Source organism: Pseudomonas sp. B21-053 (genome assembly GCF_026016365.1).
GTDB classification, from domain to species: domain Bacteria; phylum Pseudomonadota; class Gammaproteobacteria; order Pseudomonadales; family Pseudomonadaceae; genus Aquipseudomonas; species Aquipseudomonas nunensis.
On the sequence record NZ_CP087205.1, the window covers coordinates 7,044,458 to 7,066,389 of the forward strand.

At 61.4% G+C, this 21,932-nt stretch carries 17 protein-coding genes; 3 read left to right on the forward strand and 14 right to left on the reverse strand.

From position 1 onward, the window contains the following. Positions 1–58: 58 nt before the first annotated feature. Positions 59–580, reverse strand: a complete 522-nt coding sequence (locus tag LOY68_RS31760; protein ID WP_054617102.1) for a DUF3617 domain-containing protein — start codon at positions 578–580, stop codon at positions 59–61. Between the two features lie 131 nt (positions 581–711). Between LOY68_RS31760 and cls the strand changes: the two genes are divergently transcribed. Then, positions 712–2,151: a cardiolipin synthase gene (gene cls / locus LOY68_RS31765; RefSeq protein WP_265041981.1), complete on the forward strand. Its 1,440-nt coding sequence runs from the start codon at positions 712–714 to the stop codon at positions 2,149–2,151. Here the strand turns inward: cls and cfaB are convergent. From cfaB to hflK (LOY68_RS31790), 5 genes are all read right to left on the reverse strand, one after another. Beyond that, on the reverse strand, positions 2,148–3,332 hold the full coding sequence (gene cfaB, locus LOY68_RS31770) for a C17 cyclopropane fatty acid synthase CfaB (protein ID WP_163910569.1): 1,185 nt from the start codon (positions 3,330–3,332) through the stop codon (positions 2,148–2,150). The genes cls and cfaB overlap by 4 nt on opposite strands. A gap of 216 nt (positions 3,333–3,548) precedes the next feature. Next, positions 3,549–5,459 (reverse strand): heavy metal translocating P-type ATPase, encoded by a 1,911-nt coding sequence (locus LOY68_RS31775; RefSeq protein WP_265041983.1) that lies wholly within the window; start codon positions 5,457–5,459, stop codon positions 3,549–3,551. Further along, positions 5,456–6,502 carry a protease modulator HflK gene (hflK, locus tag LOY68_RS31780; protein ID WP_265041984.1) on the reverse strand — a complete coding sequence of 349 codons (1,047 nt, stop codon included), beginning with the start codon at positions 6,500–6,502 and terminating at the stop codon, positions 5,456–5,458. The genes LOY68_RS31775 and hflK (LOY68_RS31780) overlap by 4 nt, the downstream gene beginning before the upstream one ends. Beyond that, positions 6,499–7,539 (reverse strand): protease modulator HflC, encoded by a 1,041-nt coding sequence (hflC, locus tag LOY68_RS31785; protein ID WP_054048226.1) that lies wholly within the window; start codon positions 7,537–7,539, stop codon positions 6,499–6,501. Before hflC ends, hflK (LOY68_RS31780) begins: the two co-directional genes overlap by 4 nt. Continuing rightward, entirely contained in the window at positions 7,536–9,500 is a 1,965-nt protein-coding gene (gene hflK, locus LOY68_RS31790) for a protease modulator HflK (protein WP_265045849.1), read from the reverse strand. Before hflK (LOY68_RS31790) ends, hflC begins: the two co-directional genes overlap by 4 nt. A 225-nt stretch (positions 9,501–9,725) precedes the next feature. Here hflK (LOY68_RS31790) and lpdA point away from each other — a divergent pair, with 225 nt between their 5' ends. Then, on the forward strand, positions 9,726–11,126 hold the full coding sequence (lpdA, locus tag LOY68_RS31795) for a dihydrolipoyl dehydrogenase (protein ID WP_265041987.1): 1,401 nt from the start codon (positions 9,726–9,728) through the stop codon (positions 11,124–11,126). 128 nt (positions 11,127–11,254) lie between these two features. Here lpdA and LOY68_RS31800 read toward each other — a convergent pair whose 3' ends face one another. Next, positions 11,255–11,728: an Lrp/AsnC family transcriptional regulator gene (locus LOY68_RS31800; protein ID WP_038980472.1), complete on the reverse strand. Its 474-nt coding sequence runs from the start codon at positions 11,726–11,728 to the stop codon at positions 11,255–11,257. Positions 11,729–11,873: 145 nt separating this feature from the next. On the opposite strand from LOY68_RS31800, the gene LOY68_RS31805 reads away from it, so the two are divergent. Continuing rightward, positions 11,874–12,503 carry a LysE family translocator gene (locus tag LOY68_RS31805; RefSeq protein ID WP_054617107.1) on the forward strand — a complete coding sequence of 210 codons (630 nt, stop codon included), beginning with the start codon at positions 11,874–11,876 and terminating at the stop codon, positions 12,501–12,503. A gap of 3 nt (positions 12,504–12,506) precedes the next feature. Here the strand turns inward: LOY68_RS31805 and LOY68_RS31810 are convergent, their stop codons facing one another. The 7 genes from LOY68_RS31810 to LOY68_RS31840 form a co-directional block, all read right to left on the reverse strand. Continuing rightward, complete coding sequence (locus tag LOY68_RS31810) at positions 12,507–14,648, reverse strand: hypothetical protein (protein WP_265041990.1); 2,142 nt, start codon at positions 14,646–14,648, stop codon at positions 12,507–12,509. Then, positions 14,635–15,831 (reverse strand): DUF3142 domain-containing protein, encoded by a 1,197-nt coding sequence (locus tag LOY68_RS31815; protein ID WP_265041992.1) that lies wholly within the window; start codon positions 15,829–15,831, stop codon positions 14,635–14,637. Before LOY68_RS31815 ends, LOY68_RS31810 begins: the two co-directional genes overlap by 14 nt. Before the next feature lie 147 nt (positions 15,832–15,978). Next, positions 15,979–16,821, reverse strand: a complete 843-nt coding sequence (locus LOY68_RS31820; RefSeq protein WP_265041993.1) for a class I SAM-dependent methyltransferase — start codon at positions 16,819–16,821, stop codon at positions 15,979–15,981. Continuing rightward, positions 16,815–17,969, reverse strand: coding sequence for an acyltransferase family protein (locus tag LOY68_RS31825; RefSeq protein ID WP_265041995.1), 1,155 nt, complete (start codon positions 17,967–17,969; stop codon positions 16,815–16,817). Before LOY68_RS31825 ends, LOY68_RS31820 begins: the two co-directional genes overlap by 7 nt. Further along, the gene (locus tag LOY68_RS31830) at positions 17,966–18,859 is read right to left on the reverse strand and encodes a class I SAM-dependent methyltransferase (protein ID WP_265041996.1); all 894 of its coding nucleotides are present in this window, start codon (positions 18,857–18,859) and stop codon (positions 17,966–17,968) included. The genes LOY68_RS31825 and LOY68_RS31830 overlap by 4 nt, the downstream gene beginning before the upstream one ends. Beyond that, complete coding sequence (locus LOY68_RS31835) at positions 18,856–20,160, reverse strand: glycosyltransferase (protein ID WP_265041997.1); 1,305 nt, start codon at positions 20,158–20,160, stop codon at positions 18,856–18,858. Before LOY68_RS31835 ends, LOY68_RS31830 begins: the two co-directional genes overlap by 4 nt. Beyond that, positions 20,154–21,830, reverse strand: coding sequence for a glycosyltransferase (locus LOY68_RS31840; protein ID WP_265041999.1), 1,677 nt, complete (start codon positions 21,828–21,830; stop codon positions 20,154–20,156). Before LOY68_RS31840 ends, LOY68_RS31835 begins: the two co-directional genes overlap by 7 nt. Positions 21,831–21,932: the final 102 nt, after the last annotated feature.

The window sequence follows — 21,932 nt, forward strand, 5'->3', positions numbered from 1 at the left end:
CAAGCCTCGCTCCTACAGGTATCACCGCCCGTAGGAGCGAGGCTTGCCCGCGAAGCTTTTAAGCCCTCGGCTTGACCGTGCCGCAATCCTGACCCAGCCACACCGCACGGGTATCCAGGCTACCCTTCTGCTGAATGCCGGTCGCGTTGAAAGTGCCGTTAACCTTGGTGGTGAACTCACGATCACTCAGGAACGTAGCAACACCCGCACCTTGCGCTTTCGGGCAGCTGAAGCGGAATTTCCACTGGTTGCCGGTACGGTCGGTAATTTCCTGCTTGCAGCCCGATTGCGGGTCCGTCAGCGGAATGTTGTCCGATGCAACCTGAGCCTGAGTCAGACACGCACGAATCCCTTTGCCGCCCATGGTGATGCCCTGCTTCTCCAGCTGCGCGCGCTGTGCCGGGGTCATCTGGCCTTGCAACTGGCCGAGGATCAATTGCAGATCCGGCAGGTTCTGGTCATCGACTTTCATGTTGCTTGTGGTCAATTCCCACAGACCCGGTTGCAGCATCTGCGCCTGAGCAGCCACAGGAAGGGACAAACCAAGGGCCATGGCCAAACCCAGCAGACGAACGTTCATCGAGTAACTCCTGATCATTAGTGGCCGTTAGACGTCAGCCATGTGCTTCGGTTCATGGGCCAATTAAATAGCGACATTCTGCACGGAACATGGTCTTTTACGTATTGAATCTTCAGGAGCAAGGTTGCCCCATGGATTATTTTGGACCGCACATTTTCGGTTATCTGATCGCGCTATTGCACACGCTGGGCCTGATTGCCGCCATCCACGCCGTGTTGACCGTTCGAACCGCCCAAGGCTCGATTGCCTGGGCCCTGTCGCTGTTGTTCATTCCCTACCTGACGCTTATTCCTTACCTGGTCTTCGGCCGCAGCACCTTCGATGGTTACATCAAGGCGCGGCGCCAGGCCAACGAAGAAATGCGCAAGGCGATCTCCGAGCTGAACTGGCGGCCCTGGGTCGAAGAAGCCCTGACCGCCCGCGCATCCAGCGCCTACGCCTCATTAAGGGCGATGCCAAAACTGGGGCGCATGCCGTGCCTGGCGAACAACGAAGTGCACCTGCTGATCAACGGCACGGAGACCTTCGAAGCGATTTTCGACGCCATCAGCCACGCCAAGGAAGCAGTGCTGGTCCAGTTCTTTATCATCCACGACGACCGGCTCGGCCAACGCCTGCAAGCGCTGCTGCTGAAGAAAGCCGCCGAAGGCGTGGCGGTCTATCTACTTTACGACCGCATCGGCAGCCACTCGTTGCCCCATAGCTACGTGCAGCCGTTGCGCGACGCCGGCGTTGAGGTCAAGGCGTTTGCCACCCGCAGCGGCTGGCTCAACCGCTTTCAGGTCAACTTCCGTAACCACCGCAAGATCGTGGTGGTCGACGGCGTGCTGGGCTTCGTCGGCGGGCACAACGTTGGCGACGAATACATGGGCGAGAAACCGCCCCTTGCGCCGTGGCGCGATACCCATGTTCAGGTGCGCGGGCCGGTGGTGGCCTGCATGCAGGAATCTTTCGCCGAAGACTGGTTCTGGGCCGCCCGTACGCTTCCACCGCTGATCCTGCCGGACGTGTACCCGGACGACGGCGTGCTCTGCCAGTTGCTCGCCAGCGGCCCGGCAGATTCCTACGAGACCTGTTCACTGTTCTTCGTCGAAGCCATTCACGCGGCGACGGAACGGGTGTGGATCACCAGCCCTTACTTCATACCAGACGAAGCGGTGTTCGCCGCGTTACGCCTGGCGGTACTGCGCGGTGTGGATGTGCGGCTCCTGCTGCCGTCGCGACCGGATCACCGGATCGTCTACGCCGCGTCCAGCCTGTATGCCTTCGAAGCCGTGCGCGCAGGCGTGCGCGTCTTCCGTTACGAGCCGGGTTTCCTGCATCAGAAAGTGGTGTTGATCGACAGCGAAATCAGCGCCATCGGCAGCGCCAATCTGGACAACCGTTCGTTCCGGCTGAATTTTGAAGTGATGTTGCTGACCGTCGACAGCGCGTTCGCCGCCGAGGTGGAACACATGCTCAACGACGACTTCGCCCAGGCCCACGAGATCGCCAAAGAAGAAAGCCGGGAGACCCACCGCCTGCAACAGATTGGCATGCGGGTCGCCCGGCTTATTTCACCGATCCTTTAAGGCGTGTAGATGTCGTCCCGAGTCCAGGGCAGTTCATGGCTGCCATCCGGATGGGCTTTCACCGCGAGGATCTGGTGCAGGTTGATCCAGCCCTTGGCGAAGGCGTAGGCGCAACCGGCCAGGTACAGCCGCCAGATCCGCAAAGCTTGCTGCGGTACTTCTTTGGCGGCGGCTTCCAGATTGTCTTCGAGGCGTTCGCTCCAGTGGTCGAGGGTGCGCGCGTAATGCAGGCGCAGGCTCTCGACATCGACGATCTCCAGCCCGGCTTCGCTGATCTGCGCAGAGATCATCGACAGGTGTGGCAACTCGCCGTTGGGGAACACGTATTTCTCGATGAAATCACCGGCACCGCGTCCTACGGGACGGCCATCGGTGTACTTGGCGGTGATCCCGTGGTTCATCACCAGGCCGCCCTCTTTCACCGCGCCGAACAGGATTTTGCAGTACTCGGCCAGGTTCGCGTGGCCGACGTGTTCGAACATGCCGACGCTGACCACTTTGTCGAAACGCCCATCCTGAGGCAGATCGCGGTAGTCGAGCAGTTGCAGTTCAATCAGGTCTTCCAGGCCTTCCTCTTTAACCCGCTCACGGGCCAGGGCCAGCTGCTCTTTGCTGAGGGTAATGCCGAACACTTTCGCACCGAACTCCCGGGCGGCATACCGCGCCAGTCCACCCCAGCCGCAACCAACATCCAACAGATAGTCGCCCGGTTGCAGACGCAACTTGCGGCATAGATGACGGAATTTGGCTTGTTGGGCTTGCTCCAGCGTTTCGCTGCCGGTCTCGAAATAGGCGCAGGAATACGCCATGTCGCTGTCGAGCCACAGCTGATAAAACGCGTTGGAAAGGTCGTAGTGGTAGGAAATCGCTTTGGCGTCGGTTTCCTTGTCGTGGACGAGGCGCACCGGCTGACTGGTGTTATCACCCAGTAGTGCCAGGCTCCACTCATCAACGACGCGGATCACATCGCTGATTGAGCCTTCCAGCTCAAGTTTGCCTTCAACAAACGCTGCCCCCAGTGCGTCCAGGCTTGGGTGGGTCAACTGGGTAACCATTTGTGGGTCCTTGACCACAATAGTGACGCTGGGCGTCGGCCCCAGATTGAATTCATGGCCGTCCCAGAGTCGCAGGCGTAGCGGTAACTGCAGATTCTGTAAGGCCGGTGGAAGTTGCGCGAGCATGGTTTATCCCCCTTGTTTCAGACGTCTGATGTGAGGGTAGACCATCATTAGAAAAATAGCTGGCTATCGATTTAATAGCGTTTTTCTATAACTCGCGGCGCTTCAACCAGCCGTCGTGAATCTGCAAAGTGATGGCCTTCACCCTAGATGACTACGAAAATTGCATACAGTTCTAAAAAGTTGGTTTCGCCGTGATCTCCCCGGTTTAGAGCCGTTTCAGGCCTCGTCCTTCAACTTGAGCAACGGCTCCTGAAACCGCAATAGACGACCGGCGTTCCCCAACACCAGCAACGTGCTCAGGTTATGCAGCAACGCAGCAATCATCGCCCCCGCCGCGCCGAGCCAACCGAATGCCGCGAAGGCGACAATCGCCAGCGTCCAGCCCAGGCCGATGATCACGTTGACCTGCAATGTCTGGCGGCACTGGCGGCTCAGCCGCACACACGTCCCGAGCCGACGCAGATCGCTGCCGATCAGCACGATGTCCGCTGATGCGAGCGCGATATCCGCCCCGCCAGCGCCCATCGCCACGCCGACAACGCCAGCCTTCAGGGCCAAGGAATCGTTGATGCCGTCGCCGACCACCATCGGCCGGAAGCCGCTGCCGATTTCCGTCAGCACGCGATTGAGTTTGTCTTCGGGCAAGGCCTGGGCTTCGACGTCGCTGATACCGACATCGCGAGCCAATGTGTGTGCGACACTTTGCCGATCACCCGTAAGCAATAACTGCCGACCCAAGCCGAGCTCGCGCAATTCATTCAAGGCAAACCGCGCTTCAGGTTTGACCGTGTCCGCCAACAACAGCCAGGCGAGAAACTCACCGTTCAGCGCCAGCCCGGCAATCGGTCCGTCGTGTTCTGGAACGGCCGAAGTAGCGATACCCAACTGCGCGAACAACTCCGGCCGCCCGAGCGCTGCCTCGCCCTGCTCCGTCATCGCCACCACGCCCAGCCCCTGGCGTTCGTGAATATCGGACAGCAGCAGAAAATGTTCCTGAGTCACCAGACTCGCCAACGCCCGACTGACCGGATGACTGCTCGCAGAACCAAGACTGGCGGCAAGTTTCAGCACATGGCTACGGTCCTCCAACGGACTGTCGATGGATTGCAGGCGCAACGTGCCGAAGGTTAGCGTCCCGGTTTTATCCACCACCAGCGACGTCAGGTCCGCCAGTTCTTCGAGGAACGCCGAGCTGCGAATCAGAATCCCGTGACGTGCCGCCACCGCGACTCCGGCAATCGCCGTGGCCGGCGCCGACAGCACCAATGCACATGGACACGCGGCCACCAACACCGCCAACATAGCTTGAGCATCGTTGGTGATGAACCAGGTCACGGCGGCGAGCAGCAACACCAGCACCATGTAGCTGCCGGCGTAACGCTCAAGTAGACGGGTGATCGGTGGCTTGGAACGCTCGGCGCTTTGCATCAACGCGATGACTTTGCCGAGGGTCGATTCGTTGCCGGTGCGGGTCACTTCAATGCGCAGCAGGCCATCAAGGTTAATCGCACCGCCAAAAACCGTCATGCCGACCACAGCCTCCAACGGCACCGACTCGCCGGTAATCGACGCAGTATCGAGGCTCGCCTGACCGGACAACACCCGACCATCCGCCGGCACTCGATCGCCGGCGCGCACTTCCACAATGTCGCCAGACTTGAGCGTGCCGTTATCGACTTCAATCACAGTGCCGTCAGCCTGAACCTTGCGCGCGTGGCTGCGGGTCAGTTTGCCGAGGGCATGAATCGCCTCTTGCGAGCCGATCACGCTGCGCTCTTCCAGCACGTGGCCGAAGATCATGATGATCGGCAGCAACGCTGCAGTGAGCAGATCACCCGTCGCCCAAGCACCGAGCATCGCCAGGGCGATCAGTTGATCGGTGATCCCGTGCAAGCTCGGATAGCGCAAGCTGTACCAGGCCGAGCGCATCACCGGCACGGCGACCAGCAACGAAGCGAAGCCCAGCAGCAACTGGCTGACACCGGTCTGCTCCGGCGATATCCAACGCCAGATCAATCCGAGACCGAGCAAGCCAAGAGCGAGCATCGCCAAAGTCAGTTGGCGCGCAGCGCTACGTTGCTCGGCCGAGGACAACATGCTCGGTGCGGCGGCGGTTTGGGCGGTCATTGTGCAGCTCCCTGAATGATCAGGCGGGAATCGTCTTTCGGATCGACCGTGGTCACCGAACCAGCCTGCCCGAGAATCTTCGGCATCCGCTCACGGTAAATCCGCAGCAGCATTTGCGGGTCGGTCGCCTTGGCCAGGCTCAAAACCGTTGCCGTATCTGCCGAAGCTTTGGCCAGTCGTTCGCTGGCTTGAGCATGGGCGACCTGCACGGTTCGGTCGGCTTGTTCGTTGGCGGTCTGAGTGAGTTTCTCGGCTTCGGTGCGGGCATTGGCCACGGCTTTGTCGGCTTGCTGACTGGCAGTCAGAACCGCGTTGAACGCGTTCACCGCCGGGCCGGGCAGGCTCGATTGCACATCGACCCGGGCGACTTCAATGCCGATCCCCTGCCCCGTTGTGGTCAGTTCGGCCAGGCGTTGGTTGATGCCTTGCACCAGATCGCCGCGCAAGCGTTCACGACGTTCGGCGGCTTTGTTGTCGGCGCCGATCAGCTCGGGGCGGGCCACCAGAATGGTGTCGAGATCTCGCGCGGCGGTGAGCGCCAATGCGCTGCGGGTGACCAACCGATCCAGTGCCGGCAATACATGTTCACCTTGAAGAACGAAGGCATACGGCTCGGTGACTTTGTAAAAAACCCGCACATCCAGTTGCACCACGCCGGCATCACCGGTCAGCAAATAACCGGAGCCGGCAAGCGCATCACTGAGCGGCGTGGCAAACGTCGCCACCCGATCCGCTTGCAACGCCACATCGCTGCGCAGCAAATTCTCCACTCGGCGTTCGATCACCCGATCCGCCGCTGGCAACAAAATTACCTGCTCGAACGGGCGCGGCCAAGCCAACAACAGGCCCGCATTCTGAATGCGATCCAGCGCGCCAAAGTGCAAAACCACGGCACGGTTTTGCGGATCAATCTGCCGCACGTTGGAGAACGCCCAAGCCAAAGCAGCCAGCACCGTGACCGCGTAAAGCGCCAGAAAAGCCAAGCGCCCAGCCTGAATCCAGGGACTGCTTAACTCATTTGTTCCACGTGGAACTAATTTCATGGCTGAGACCCGGACTTGTTTTCGAGGCTCGGCGGACCGTCAACCAACACGCGGAATGGCGCCGCGTCAGTGCGCAAGATCAGTTTTGTGCCCGGTGAAACAATCGTGCCCAAGGTGTCGAGCGAGCGCAGCAAGTTATACAACTGCGGCGATCCGGCGTAGGCACGGCCGTAAATCTGCGCGGCCTCGACTCGGGATTGGGCCTCAATGTCGGCAGCTTTCACCGTGGCATCGGCCTGAACGATGCGCGCGTCACGCTCGGCGGCAGAACGGATTTGCGCGGCTTCGCGTTTGCCGATGGCTGTGCGTTCGGTAGCGATTGTTTCACGCTCAGCGCGCATGCGATCGACGGTGGCGGTGAGTGTCACCGACGGCAGAGTCAAACGCTCAATGCCCACTTGCAACACGCGTACACCGTAAGTCGTGAGCAACTGCTGATCGATCTGCTGACGCAACTGCGCTTCGAAATCGGCGATGTGCACTTGGTTAGCGTCGGTGTTCACCAGGTTGGCCAGATCAAAACTGCTGGCGGTGGTTTCGAGTGCCGAGCCAACGAACGTGCGAATCTGCCGCGCCGCTTCATCCGGCTGGTTCTGCACGGCGCGCATAAAGCGCTGCACGTTGTCGGGATCACCCTGCACCTGCCACGCCACGTAAGCCTGAACGATGATGCGCAAACCGTCCCGCGTGCCGACATCCTGCAAACCGCTGGAGGTCGTTCGCAAGCGCAGATCCACCGGAATCGCCGCTTCGAACGGCGCCGGCCAACGCCAGCCCAGGCCCGGTTCGAGCAACACCCGCGACGGATTGCCGAAACGGGTAATCACCGTCGCCTCCCCCGAGCGCACTTGCACCAGGCTGGCGGCAGCGATGGCGAACGCCACCAGCAACGCCGCCCAACCCATGCGACGCCACGGGAATGGACCGGCCTCTTCGGGAGCACCGTGGTGGTGATGGTGATGACCGTGGTGATGCCCGCCGTGGCCGTGATCGTGGCCAGTGTGGTCATCGTGATCGTGAGTATGCGACTGGCTCAATGGGTGGCTCCTGGCTGAGCGGTGTTACGCGGCGACGCAGGGTCAGCCGGCAGCGTAAATGTACGGAGGTCGATGGTCGGCGCGTTGTTGCTGCCGCCCAGGCGATGATCGAGAACCAAAAGCTTGGCGTTGGCCAGGCCCTGGGTCAGTTGACTGAAATACTGCTCCAGCACAAAGGCTTGGCCGGCACTGGCGTAGGCTTTGCGCTCAGCGCTGAAGCGCAAGTCCGAAGCCTGCGCCGTCGCGTTGATTTCACGCGCGTTGGCGGTGGCTTGATCGCGGGCGATGCTGGCCTGCAACTGCGCCTGGTTGGTCGCCTCTGCTGCCGCGCCGCGCTCGCGGGAGATCAATGCCTGGGCGCCAATCTGCGCAGCTTGCACAGCGTGATATGCATTGGCGGCACCGGCCGGAGGGTGAATCGCCTCAACCACGGTGGCGAGAATTTCCACGCCGCTGTCGAGTTTTTGCAGGTCGCCCTGCACTGCCCGACCGATCTCGTCGCCCAGCCCTACCCTGTCTTCACCGAGTAAACCGTCGAGGGTGCGCGAGGCAAAATCATGCACCAGAATCCGGCTGGCTGTGCTGCGAATCAGCGTGGGGACATCGGCACTGTTGTAGGTCGCGGCTAGCGCGTCTTTATCGCTCAGGCCGATGCGATAGACAAAACGCACGTCCATGTTGACGATCTGGAAGCTCTGCTTGTCGGCGCGGCTGCTGGCAATGACTTGGGATTTATCGTTCACATGGCTGGCGTCCCACAAGCGATTGGCAATCGCCGGGGCCGGGCCTTCAGCAGGTTCAGCGACCACGGGCGCCGACGCTTCGCCGACGCTGGTGGCCAACTCGTGAACCACTCCGTTTTCAACGCTCAACACCCGACCCAACGGCCACGGCAAACCTGCGTGCAAACCAGGGCCGAAGACCTCAACCGGTTTGCCAAATCGTTCGTAGATGCCACGCCCTTGCAACGGGATTTCGTGAACGCCGGTCAGCGACCAACCGACAATAGCCACCACCGCCAGCACCGGAAAAAATGCCCGGCGCATGTAGGTGAACGCCCAGATTTGCCGCAGGTCGATGCCGAAGCGGTTGTGCAATTCGTGCTGCAACGCCAGCAACGGTTGTGGCGGCCAGCGCAGCATATCGGCGACGAAGCTGCGCGCCAGCAACGCCGGCTCAAGGTTTTCACGTTGCGGACTGAACAGCGACAACAGCGCACGCAGCAACAACTCGACGGCCACCAACCCCGGCAGCAATCCGATCAACACCGCCAGACGCACGGGCCAGACCGAGGTGTCATTGCCAAACAACAGACACAGCGCGCTCAGTACCAGACAAATAATCGCGACACGGGTCAACTGTGCCAACGAACCGGCTTCGGGCCATTCAGCCATATTTTCCTGCGCCAGTTGCCGCTCCAGCACCAGCAAACCGAAGGCCAGCAGCAATGACAGCGCAGCGCCGACACTGGCGGACAAGCCCAGCATGGCGGGCGTCAGGGCCAGATTCCAGACTTGCTCGATGCTGAACAACGTCAACACTGCCCAGCCGATCAGCCAGAACGTCGACGCACCAATCTGCGCCAGCAGGTGCACCCAGCGCTGACTGATGCGATCCAGCAAGCGTTCGTACCAACCCACCGGAGCGACAGCTTCTTCCTCGACGATAACCGGCACCGACACAATCGGGCTCATCGCCCGCGCACGCCATTCGGTTACCCACCAGGCCGATTGCAGGCCGGCGACCAGCACCAGTAACCCGGCGCTTTGGTTAACCAGCAGCGCGCCCCACAACGACTGCGGCGCAAACAGCGCGACAAAAAACGCCAGCACCAGCCCCACCGCGGCCAAGGCACTCAAGCCAATCGCGTACTGACGCAATCGCCGCCCGTGAAAAAGCGCCTGCTGAAAGCGCGGCAACCCGGCTACTTGCGTTCCATCGACATCAAGATCGACTTGCATACCACCCCAGTGTTTATCGTTGCTGACGTCGAACCCCGTCACATCTCGTTACCTTATAACGATAGTGGTGAAATTTCCGTTCTAAATAGCTGTATCTAAAGATGCGCAACCTGTCGCTTAGCTGAAGCCTTGACCGAAATGCTTCGGAACGCACATATTACGTTCGTAATTTTTACCAGCAGCTAGGTTTATCGATCCAGCCCTTTTCAATCCAGGAGTACATCCATGAGCACTTATGACGTCGTGATTCTGGGCGGAGGCCCGGGCGGTTACAACGCAGCGATCCGCGCCGGCCAATTGGGCCTCAAAGCCGCCTGCGTCGAAGGCCGCGCCACCCTCGGCGGCACCTGCCTTAACGTCGGCTGCATGCCGTCCAAGGCGCTGCTGCATGCCTCCGAACTCTACGACGCGGCCATGGGCGCTGAATTCGCCAACCTGGGGATCGAGGTCAAACCAACGCTTAACCTCGCGCAAATGATGAAGCAGAAGGATGAAAGCGTTACCGGGCTGACCAAAGGCATCGAGTTTCTGTTTCGCAAGAACAAAGTCGACTGGATCAAGGGCTGGGGCCATATCGACGGGCCGGGCAAGGTCACCGTGACCGACAGCGCGGGCGGCAAGACCGAGCTGAGCGCCAAGGACATCATCATCGCCACCGGCTCCGAGCCCACTCCCCTGCCCGGCGTAGACATTGATAACAAGCGCATCCTCGACTCCACCGGCGCGTTGTCCCTGGCCGAAGTACCGAAGCATCTGGTGGTGATCGGCGCCGGAGTGATCGGCCTGGAGCTGGGCTCGGTCTGGCGGCGCTTGGGCGCTCAGGTGACGGTGGTCGAATTTCTCGACCGGATCTGCCCCGGCGTTGACGGCGAGGCCGGCAAAACCTTGCAACGCTCGTTGACCAAGCAAGGCATCAGCTTCAAGTTGAGTTCGAAAGTCACCAGCGCCACCACCTCGGCCAACGGCGTGCAGCTCAGCGTGGAACCCGCCGCCGGTGGCACCGCCGAATTGCTCGAAGCCGATTACGTGCTAGTGGCCATCGGGCGCCGGCCTTACACCCAAGGCCTGGGGCTGGAGAACGTCGGCCTCGCCACCGATAAACGCGGCATGCTCGCCAATAAGGGTCACCGCACCGAAGCCGCTGGCGTCTGGGTGATCGGCGATGTCACGTCCGGGCCGATGCTCGCGCACAAGGCTGAAGACGAAGCCATGGCCTGCGTCGAGCAGATCATCGGCAAGGCCGGCGAGGTCAATTACGACCTGATTCCCAACGTGATCTACACCCGACCGGAGCTGGCCAGCGTCGGCAAGACCGAAGAACAGCTCAAGGCCGAGGGCCGTGCCTACAAAGTCGGCAAATTCCCGTTCACCGCCAACAGCCGGGCGAAGATCAACCACGAGACCGAAGGCTTCGCCAAAGTGCTGGCCGATGAACGCACCGACGAAATCCTCGGCGTGCATTTGGTCGGTCCGAGTGTCAGTGAAATGATTGGCGAATATTGCGTGGCCATGGAGTTCAGCGCCTCGGCCGAGGACATCGCGCTGACCTGCCACCCGCACCCGACGCGGTCCGAGGCGTTGCGCCAGGCGGCGATGAATGTGGAGGGGATGGCGACGCAGATGTAGCTGGCAGTCTCATAGATATAGGTCGCCAGTTCGGCCGCTTTCGCGAGCAAGCCCGCTCCCACATGGGTTTTGTGCATGCCACAGATCCAGTGTGGGAGCGGGCTTGCTCGCGAAGCAGGCGACGCGGTCTAAAGCGGCAAATGCTCCAGAGGCAACGCCCCTGGCGTCTTCACCGTGTGAATCGCAAAGTTGCTGCGGATATCACTCACCCCCGGCAATTTCAGCAATCGCCCGGTGAGAAACCGGTCATAGGCGCGCAGATCAGGCACCACCACTTGCAGCAGGAAATCCGATTCACCGGACACCAGGAACGCCGAAATCACCTCGGGCAACGCCGTCACCGCCAGGCGAAACGCCTCGGCCTGTTCATCGTTATGGCGTTCAACCTTGACCCCGACAAACACCGTCAGCCCCAGCCCCACTTCGTCTCGATCGAGATTGGCCTGATAGCCGCGAATCACCCCCGCCTCTTCGAGCATCCGCACCCGGCGCAAACACGGCGACGCCGACAGTCCGATCTCGTCAGCCAGTTGCACATTGCTCAGGCGACCGTCCCGTTGCAGGGCGGCGAGAATCTTGCGGTCGTAGGCGTCCAGTTTCATGGCTTGGCAGATCCTGATGGTGTTCACGTCATAACGTGGCAGGTTATGCCAATCGAGAAGGTTTTAGAAGTGAACTACGCAAGCACCTGCCCTGCCCTCCCGCCCTAGACTGCTCCTACCAAATCGACAACGAACGGGGTGCAACATGGCAGGTCTCTGGCTGTTTTTCATGGCGCTGGCGGTGGTGTATCTGTTGCCCGGCCCGGACATGATCCTGCTGCTGCAAACCGGCGCCCGCCAGGGTAAAGGCGCGGCGTTGGCCACGGCGATTGGCCTCGGGATCGCAAGGGGTTGTCATGTGGCGTTGGCGGCGCTGGGGCTGGCAGCGTTGTTCAAGGCAGCGCCCTGGACCTTCGATGTGGTGCGCCTGGCCGGGGCCGCGTACTTGTTGTGGATCGGCATTCAGTGCCTGCGCACCACGATGCTGCCGAACCTGAATGGCACCGGCGCAACGCTGGAAAAACCGCGCTGGCGCGAATCAATCCAGCGCGGTTTGCTGACCAACCTGCTCAACCCCAAGGCACTGCTGTTCTGCTCGGTGTTGCTGCCGCAGTTCATCAATCCTCAGGCCGGCCCGGTGCTCGCACAATTCGCCATCCTCGGCGTGACGCTGGTCGGCGTCGGTTTGCTGTTCGACAGCGCCTACGCACTGGTCGGCGCCGCGCTCGGCCGTTGGCTGCAACGCAGTCCATCGGCCCAACGCGTACAGCAATGGCTGTTTGGCAGCCTGTTGATCGGTTTCGCCCTGCGGCTGACCTTCGTTCAACAGGCATGAGCCTTACTGGTTTTGGCGACGACGCCGGCGATTGATCAGCAACAGGGCCACCGCCGTCACCAGCAACACGCCAGCAATTTGCAGCGCCCGTTTGTACGGTCGCAATGTCGAACGCAGACTGTCCATGAACTGGGTCACGTAGCGTTTGTCGGTGTTCTGGAAGTCCGGTTCCTGGCATTGATGCCCGAAATCACCGGCCCAGATCACATACGGACCCTGCTCGACATAGCGTTGATAAAGCGCGCTTTGCTCTTCCAGGCTGGTGCCCCAGTTGGACGCCTTGCACAGCACCGCCGCAAACGCCTGACTGCTGTGGGGCAGATGATCAGCGGCTTTGCTGGCCAGGGCCGTCGCGACATAGCGGTAATGGAAGCGCTCATCCGGTTTCGCCAGCGTGGCCTGCTGGCGCTGCACCTCGCCCTCGGCGATTAACGGGCCGACCTTGAGCTCGGGAATCTCCAGGCTGTAATTGCCGTCGAAGGTCGCGTAATCCGGGGACATCTCGTAGCCCAACAGCTCCATCCCATCGTGGCGAGCCGTGTTCGCGGCCTGGTAGTAAGCGAACGCACGGCGGGTCGGCCACCATTTGGATTCGGCTTCCTGACGCATCTGCCCGTAAAACCTGGCCTTCGCTTGCAGATCGGCGTTATCAAAATAGCCCGGCGCCTCGTCGTAACGCTCTTCGCGCAACAACCGCCGCCCGAGCAAATCGCGCAGCTTCGCCGCCACCGGCAACGGCACATAGTTGTCGCGATCCTGCTGAGTCAGCGGCGGTACTGCCGGCACTTGGGTGTCGACGTAATGCTTGAGTTCATCAACGGTCAGCACCCGCTCGGCGACCGTTGCCGCGTCGAGCCAGTACACGCCCTGGCTGCGATAGAGCTGATCGAAAGCCTGCAAATATTCACCGCGTTGCAGGGCGAGGATCGCGCTTTCACCCTCGACCCGGCAATTGGGCTTAACGACTACATCGTTGTAGTCCCATTCCGGGATGCGTGCCTCACCCCAGGCTTCACTTTGCGGGAACGCTTGGGCCGCTTTCGCATAGGCTGCGGCGGCAGCGGTTTTGTCGCCCTCGCGCAGCGCCAGTTTGGCGCGTATCCACCAGGCCAGGCCGCCGTCGCCCGCGTGCTCGACAAAGGCCTTGGCGCTGGCGTAGTCGCCCTGCTGATAATTCACCGCAGCCAGCCGATCGGCGTTATCCAAGCTGCCGCGGGTGCTGTTTTGCAGCAGCGCGATCAGTTTTTTCTCGCCCGGCGGTTGTTCACCAAATGACCAGCCGACGCGGCTGATCAGAGAAGCCGTGACCAATTGCTGCACCGTTTTGCCCTTGAGCAACACGGCCAATTGATCATCGGGCAGCGCCGTGAGTTCGGCCATCAACTGCTTGAGCGAGGAGTAACCCACCGGCGAACCGTGAATGGTTTGCGTGGCGTAGAGTTCGATCGCACGGTTCCAGTCGCCCGCCGTACGCACCACCCGGGCCTCTTCACCGAGGCTGGCGATGCCCAGCTCCAACGGGTCGCTGAAGCCGTCGATGCTGAATTGGCGGGTCTGCTCGAAAGCTTTCTGCGACTGAGCCAACAGATCCGGCCCGGCGCCCGCCTCGGCGCTCATTTCATACAGCGCCCGGCCCAGTGAATACGCCGCCCAGGTGCTGCGCAACGGTCGTTGACTGGCGGGTAGCGCCAGGACTTTCTGGAAGTATTCAGCGGCGAGCTGATGATCCTCGGCGTTGAACGCTACGGCGCCCGCCAGGTACAGCCGCAGATCAACCGGCAGGCTCGCACCCTCGATCTCCACCTGATGAGCATCGGTCAATGTGCGCAGTTGCTTGACCAGCGCTTGCTGCTCAGCGGTCAAACCAGTCTGTTCAGCCTTGTCACGTTGATCGGTGTAAGACGGCTCATCGCCGTAGCTGTCGCCCGGGGTATTGGTCGCCACCGTTGCATTTTTCAACCCGGCGATGGCGTGTCCTAGGCGATTGACCTCGAAGCGGAAGTTACTTTCCGGCAGCTCCGCGAGTGACTGCTCCCGGTCATCCAGCAGGCGCATCGGAAAGTCCGGCCCACAGGCCAACGCCGAACCCAGTGGAAAACTGAGGCTCAGGCAGAGCAGATGGCGTGGCCAGTTACGGGTGAACATTCGAACCTCCTTGATCAATATGTGTGCAACGCGCCCAACCGATGGCGCGCTGTCCGCCGGCTGGCATTCGACCGTCGCGCAGGCGGGTGAAGGTAAGCAGATCCGGGCTTTGTTGCAACGCATAACCAGCCAGCGCATCGGCGCCGTCACACCCTTGCACCGCCAGCGTCAGGCGCTCGGGCCAGGCGCTGTCGAGATTGCCCTGATTGGTGACGGCGATGTCATAGAGGCCGTTTTGTTCGGAGAGTAGCAAGCGCGGATGACTGCTTAACGCATCACCGCGAGCCACGGCGCCCAACGTCGTCAGGCTCCAGGCCCGACGGTCGCCGGCCAGCGGCAGGCGGAACCAGATCAGCCCGGCCAGATGGGCCGGTGGATGCTGACGCAACTCGCTGCCGAGCGTGCTCAATTGCTGTGGATCGGCGAGTAATTCTCGGCGCTTGCCTGCGCGCTCAATGGTCACTTCGCTTTCAACCACCGGCGCACCGCCCGTCTCTGGCAACAACGCCACGCCATAGGCCGGCAGCGCCAGATAGAAGGGTTTGGTGGTGATCCGGCTCCAGGCCTTGGCCCACTGCTTGGCCTGGTCCGCGTCGAACAAGCCTCGGCGCGGGTCACTCACCGCGTGCACCTGCAACACGCTGCTATCGACCGTCGCCAACAACCCGGGCAATTCAGGGCTATCGAGCCAGGCAGGCAATGCAGTGATGCTCAGCGGCAACGTCGCCGGCAACACGCTGCGCAACTGCGTGAGAAAGGTCCGATAAGCCGGTAGTCGAGCGTTGCCGGCATCGTGATCGATCTCCACCCCGGCCAGGGTCAGGCCTTGGGTTTGCCAATCACCGAGCAGTTGCTGGATCTGCGCAATGACCTCGTCCTGATCCAGCGTCTTGAGCTGGCCATCCAGACGAATCACCGCAATCAGCGGCCGACCATCGCGTTTGAGCAGCAGTGGATCAATCCGCGCCCGGCGCCAGCCGTCCTGGGGAAAGGCCTGCAACGCCAGCACGCGTAAGGTCGAGAAATCGGCGCGGCTGTCCCGCAGCGCGGCTTCATGGGCCGGGGTCCATTGCCGTTGCCAGACGTAAAGTTGTTGGTCGAGTGGTGGTGCGTCGGGTTGGTTGCAGCCGTTGAGCACGGTCAACGCGGCAAACAGTGCCCACAGGCGAAAAAAGAACGGCATGACATCCCTGACCCTACAAACACAGGCCTACAGCGTACACAAAACCCTGTGGGAGCGGGCTTGCTCGCGAATGCGGTGTGTCAGGCAACATTTACGGTGACTGATACTCCCTCTTCGCGAGCAAGCCCGCTCCCACAGTGAATCGGCTCAAGGCTTGCGGGCGATGATCACCTGACTTTTCGCCACCACCGCATCCAGCGATTGTTTGATCTGCGCGCCCCGTGGTGATTCGAGGATCGCATGCCAGGTATCCGCCCAGTGATTGAGCAACGGGTGGTCGGCATTGCTGAAATCGACCTTGGCTTCCCAGAACAACAACATCCACATCGACCAGTAAAACCCATACTGGCTGTGGCTCAGCACTTCCAGCCCGGCATCGCTGACCATTGCCTTGAACTGCTCTTCGCTGATGATGCGAATGTGGTTCGGTTTCTGGAAGTACTCCGGCGCGGCGATGTCTTTTTGCAGGTCTTCGGAGCTCGGATGCGGGACGCTGAGCAGATACAGCGCCCCCGGCTTGCCGACCCGTACCAGTTCGGCGAGGAACTGCGCCGGGTCGTCGACGTGCTCGATGACTTCGGTGGACACCACGCGGGTGGCGGTCGCATCGGCAATCGGCAGCGGATTGCAGTCGGTGACGTGGCATTCGACGTCCCGGGCCGGCGTATCGCCCAGGCGCTGGCGGGTCGCTTCGACCTTGGCCGCGTCGATGTCGGCAATGATGATCTTCGCCCCGCGCATGCCGCAGAAATGCACGTTGCCGCCATCACCACAGCCGACATCCAGCAACGTGTCCTCGACGGTGACCGGGAAACCGGTGAACAACTCGCCGGTTTGCTGGTTGAACCAGCCGCTGAGCACCGCATCGCGCAGGCCGAGCATGTACGGGTCGACCTTGTTCGCGACCGGCGCAACCGGCGCCTCGGGCTGCGAGGCGGCAGGAACAGGAGCGGGCGTGCCCGCCGTGAGTTTCTTCAAAAGCCTCAGCATGAGGTAGCTCCAGAGGATGGGACGGCGGTTCGGGACGTGCTCAGACGTTGCACCAGCGAGGCGCCGCGATTGCGCATGGGCATTTCGACGAAGCGGTAATTGAATTCGCTCAACAGGGAGATCAACCCGCCCGCGATGAGGATCGTCAGGATCGGGTGACCAGCCGGGCTCGGCAAACCGGCCGCCTGCAAGCGGAAAATCATTTCACGCACCAGCAAATAAGCCGGGATGTGGATCAGGTAAATCCCGTAGGAGCGACTGCCGATCCACACCATCAGATTCTTCAGCACACCCGCTGGCATCAGGTAATCGCGGTTGTAAGACGCGACCCAGACCAGCACCGCACTGAGCACGGCAATCGCGCCAATCCGGTAATTAGTGAAGGTAAAGCGATCGGTAGCCATCACACTCAGCGCCAGCGCCACGAGCAACAAAACCGACACGCCCGCCCACGGCCGGCGCAAGAAGGTTGGTTCCCAGCGCGCATAACCCGGCCGCGCACTCCACATCGCCAACAGGATCCCGAGGGCCAATGCGTCGGTGCGCACCACCATCAGGATCGGCGTGCGCAAGGTAAACAATTGCACCGCGACCAGCGCCAGCAAGGCCCAGACCAAGTGCTTGCGACAGACCAGGATCAGCAGCGGGAACAGCAAGTAAAACTGCTCCTCCAGCGACAGGCTCCAGTAGACGAAACTGGTGCCGTATTCATAGCGATAGAAGCTGTCAGCAAAGCGGAAGTTGGCAAACTGCGCTACCCCGGCCAGCGTCGCCTGCAAGTTGGCGTGCAACGTGCCAAACGCCCCGGACTGGTTGATAAATAGACAAGCCAGCAGCATCAGCGCCAGCCACAGCCACGCCGACGGCAGTAATCGAAAGGCCCGACGCAACCAGAAGTTGCGCGTCTGCTGCCAGTATTCCTGACGGGTGCTGCAACCTTGCAAGGCCGGGATCAGGCTACGGGCAATCACGAAACCCGAGATCGCGAAAAACAGATCGACGCCCCACCACGGCTGCGCCCAGGCATGGATGCGTTCCAGCGACGGCACGATGTCGGTGAACAAGCTGCCTTGCAGGTGGTGGAACAACACACCGAGCACCGCAATGCCGCGCAACAACTCGATGTCCATGATGCGTCTACTGCTCATGCACTTCTCCCCATCGCGTCGTCGGCATCCAGCGGTTTGCGGGCGATGATCACTTGGCTCTTGGGCATGAACTGATCGAGCATCTGCTTGATCGCCAGACCGTTGGGTTGCGCCAGCAAGTCCTGCCAGGTTTTCGCCCAGCTCTCCATCAACGGCGGGTATGGCGCCTGAATCCGGTCGCGCACCGCACCACTCAGGTCGCGCCCGGCCGCACGCTCGCTGGCCCAGAAAAAGATCATGCCCATGACCCAGAAAAACCCGCTGGCCTGGCGATGCTCGATCACCAGCCCGGCGTCTTCCACCATCGCGGCAAACCGCTCGGGGGTGAAAATCTGTACGTGATTGGGTGACTGGTAATAGCTGGCGGGCGCGATGCCCTTTTGCAAATGCTCGCCCACCGGGGCCGGCACGCTCAGCAGATACAACGCCCCGGGGCGGCCCATGCGCACCAGTTCAGCCATGAACGGCTCGGGCTGATCGATGTGTTCGAGCACTTCCATGCACACGACTTTGCTCGCACAACCGTCGGCAAGCGGCAATGGCAAGCTGTTGCTCACCAGTCCCAGATTTTGTTTATCCGACTGCGCGTCCACTTGCCGGGCCAGGTCGCGGACCTTGTCGTGTTCGCTGTCGGTGAAAATCACCGACGCGCCCTGGCGCACCGCAAACAACGTCGCCACGCCTTCACCGCAACCGACGTCCAGCAGGGTGTCGTCTGCGGTAATCGCAAAGCCCTTGAGCAGTTCGCCAGTGTCGTTCAAGAACCAGCCGTCGAGGATCGCGTCATGCAGTCCGATATCCCGTGGCGACACACTGGCGACCGGGGCTGGGGCTGGGACGGGCGCCGGCAGCGGCGCTGGCCAGAGGCGTGCGAGCAAGCGCCGGATCATGCGCCCGAGGCTTCCACGGGCAGCGTCTTGGCACGCTCCAGCCGCTGTTCGAAGAAGGTGCGCAAACGCTGTTCGGTGCTGGCCTGGCTGCAGAATCGCTGCAGGCTGCGCACCGCGTGGGCCGACATCCGCGCATAACGCTCGGCATCGGTTTTCGCCACGTCATAACTGACGCGATAAGCCGTGCACAACGAATCCCAATCGGTCACGTAACGCAGGGTGCGGTACGCCGCGCGAGGGTCGTGAGGCCAGGCTGTCAGTTCGTCGGTGGATTCGACAATGAACGCGTTGTCGCTGTCGACATAATCGGCCATCGCCGTGTTCAGCGGCGCAATCGCCGGTTTGCCGCAGGACATGAACTCCATCAGCGGCAGGCACTGCCCTTCGCCGAACGAGCTGTTCACCACGTAGCTGGTGGCCTCGACCAGGCGTTCGTAATCCACATCGGCCAGATAACCGTGGATCAGCACGATCCGGCACTGGTACGACTGGTTCTTGTAGAGGTGGTGCAGCATGTCGTTCAGCGCGTTGGCGATGTCATGGTGGGTGAGTTTCAACACCAGCGTCGCATCGGGCGTGTCGCGGAACGTGGTGCAGAACGCGCTGAGCATGTCCTGCCAGTTCTTGCGCCCGTCGTAGGGATTGAACACCGAGGTGTAGACCACGCCTTCGAGCTGCAACTGACAGTCCCGGGGCGGGCCATCGAACGAGAGCGGGGTGCCTTCGCATAACGCGGGCGGGCCGTAAGCGCGCAAATCCACGGTGCGGCTGTCGATCAACAAGCCGCGCAAGTTCAGTTGCACCGGCTCGACCACCGCGCGCTTGGCCAGTTGCTCGCCCCGCGCCGCAAAGCGGTCCCACACCGGAGCGGGAATGGCGCAGATCGGGTAGTCGGCGCCCATCACTTCCCGCACGGCGTTGACGGTGAAGGTCGAATGGGTAATCGCCATGCCGCACGCCTCCAACACCACCCGCCAGTCGTGGCGGGGTTCGCCCTGCCAGCTTTCGGTGGGGATGGTGCTGAACTCCCAGGCGAACAACGGCACGGTCGGGCAGGCGTAATGAATCGGCGTGCGATGGGGCGGTGAGAACGACAGGAAAATGCAGTCCTCGCCACGGCTCAAGCAGTCGAAATACAAGCGATCGACCAGTTCGTCGGGGTTGCTGACTTCGATGACTTGCCCGAGTCGCTCCAGTACCGGGCGGAATTCCTTGAGCACGAAGTAATAGCTGTACTCCGGCCGTCCGAGGTTCTGCTGGATGTTGCTCTTGTTGGTTTCCGAATGAATGATGATCAGCATGATGCGGTCCCCGCCTCGGCTTTCAACGGCGTGGTTGCGCTGCCCGGTGTCAGCCCGAAAAACTCTGAAAGTCGCTGCTGCACCGGGGCAAAACCGCAGTAATCGCGCATGCGTTCATTCGCCGCAGCGGCCATCGCCTGATAATCCTGCGGCTGGTTTTTGGCCATGGCGTAACTGTCTGCATAGGCCGCTTTCAACGAGCCCCAGTCCGGGCGATGACGCAGGGTGCGATAGAGAATGCGCGCATCTTCCGGCCAGATCGTCGGCTCATGGCTGGACTTGACGATAAACCCGACCCGCTCATCAATGTAGTCGCCCATCGCCGTGTGGTTCGGCGCAATCACCGGCCGGGCGCAGGACATGAACTCCATCAACGGCAGGCACAAACCTTCGCAGCGCGACGCGTTGACGTAGAAACTCGCCGCGCCGTAGAGCCGGGCGAATTCTTCGTCTTCCAGATAGCCATGCATGACCACTACCCGGCAGGCGAACGGCGAGAGTTGCGACAGCAGCGTGATCAAGTGCACGTAGTAGGTCGACAAGTCGTTCTGGGTGATCTTCAGCACCAGCGTGGCGTCTTCGGCGTCGCGCAGGGCCCAGCAGAATGCGGTGATCAGGTGATGCCAGTTCTTGCGCCCGTCTTCGGGGTTGAACACGCTGACATACACCACGCCGCTGACCTCGATCTCGACCCGTTCGCTGGTGTCGGGCAGCAAGGCTTGCGGGTGCTCGGCCTGCTCCATCGCTTCGCTGACGGTGGTCGCCAGCGGCAATGGTTCGGGGATTGATTGTGGTTCTGGTGCTGGTTCGGGCAATGACTCTGGCGTGCGCAACCGGTAAAGCTGTTTGCGGGCAGCGACCGGCACCAGATCGCGCACCGCTTCGCGATACCACAGCAGCAGGTTGTGTTTGAGCAAAAACAGCGGCGAATGCTCGGATTCGCTGGTCACGGCCCGGTAGCCTTCACGCAAGTAATGCTTGGTGATGAACGCCCTTCGCTGCAGGGTCAGTGGCGGTGGCGCCACGGGTTCTGGTTCCGGCTCGGGTTCCGGCTCTTCAACACTCAGGCCGCGGGTTTCCAGTTCCTGCTCATTGAATATCGGCGCGATCAAACCATCGGCCGACAAGCCCATCGACCGGCTGTCGATGATGCAGCCCTTGATCTGCAAGGTGCTGCCCGGATTGACCGGCGTACTCGGATACTGCTCACGCACTTCGGCGAAGCGTTCCCATAACGGCGTCGGCAGCACCAACACCGGGAAATCTTCACCCAGAGCCCGGCGGATGGCCTGGGCAGTGTGGCTGGACAAGGTAATCACCCGGCCATGACGTGCCAGGGTCTGGCTCCAGTCATGTCGCGGATCGCTGTCCCAGTCCTCGGTCGGGATCGAGTCGTACTCCCAGGCAATCACGCACACCATCGGGCATTGCAGGTCGGTCGGGGTTTTATGCGGAGGGGAGAACGAGAGGAACAGGCACTCCTGACCGGCCTGTTGCAGTTGCCGGTACAGCGGGTCGACTTCGGCAGACGACGACACCACATGCACCCGACCAAGACTTTCGAGCACCGGGCGATAGGCCTTGAGCACGAAGTAGTAACTGTATTCGGGACGTCCGAGGCTCTGGCTGATGGAGCCGTCGTTGACGTCAGAGTAAAGAATGAAATTCATGGCATCCCACGATGAAACCGCCGTCCCGGCAGCCCCACACTATGACGGCAAAGCCACGGATCGAGTCGGCGTCTGCCGGTCGTCGTCCATCGTCTTCTTGCC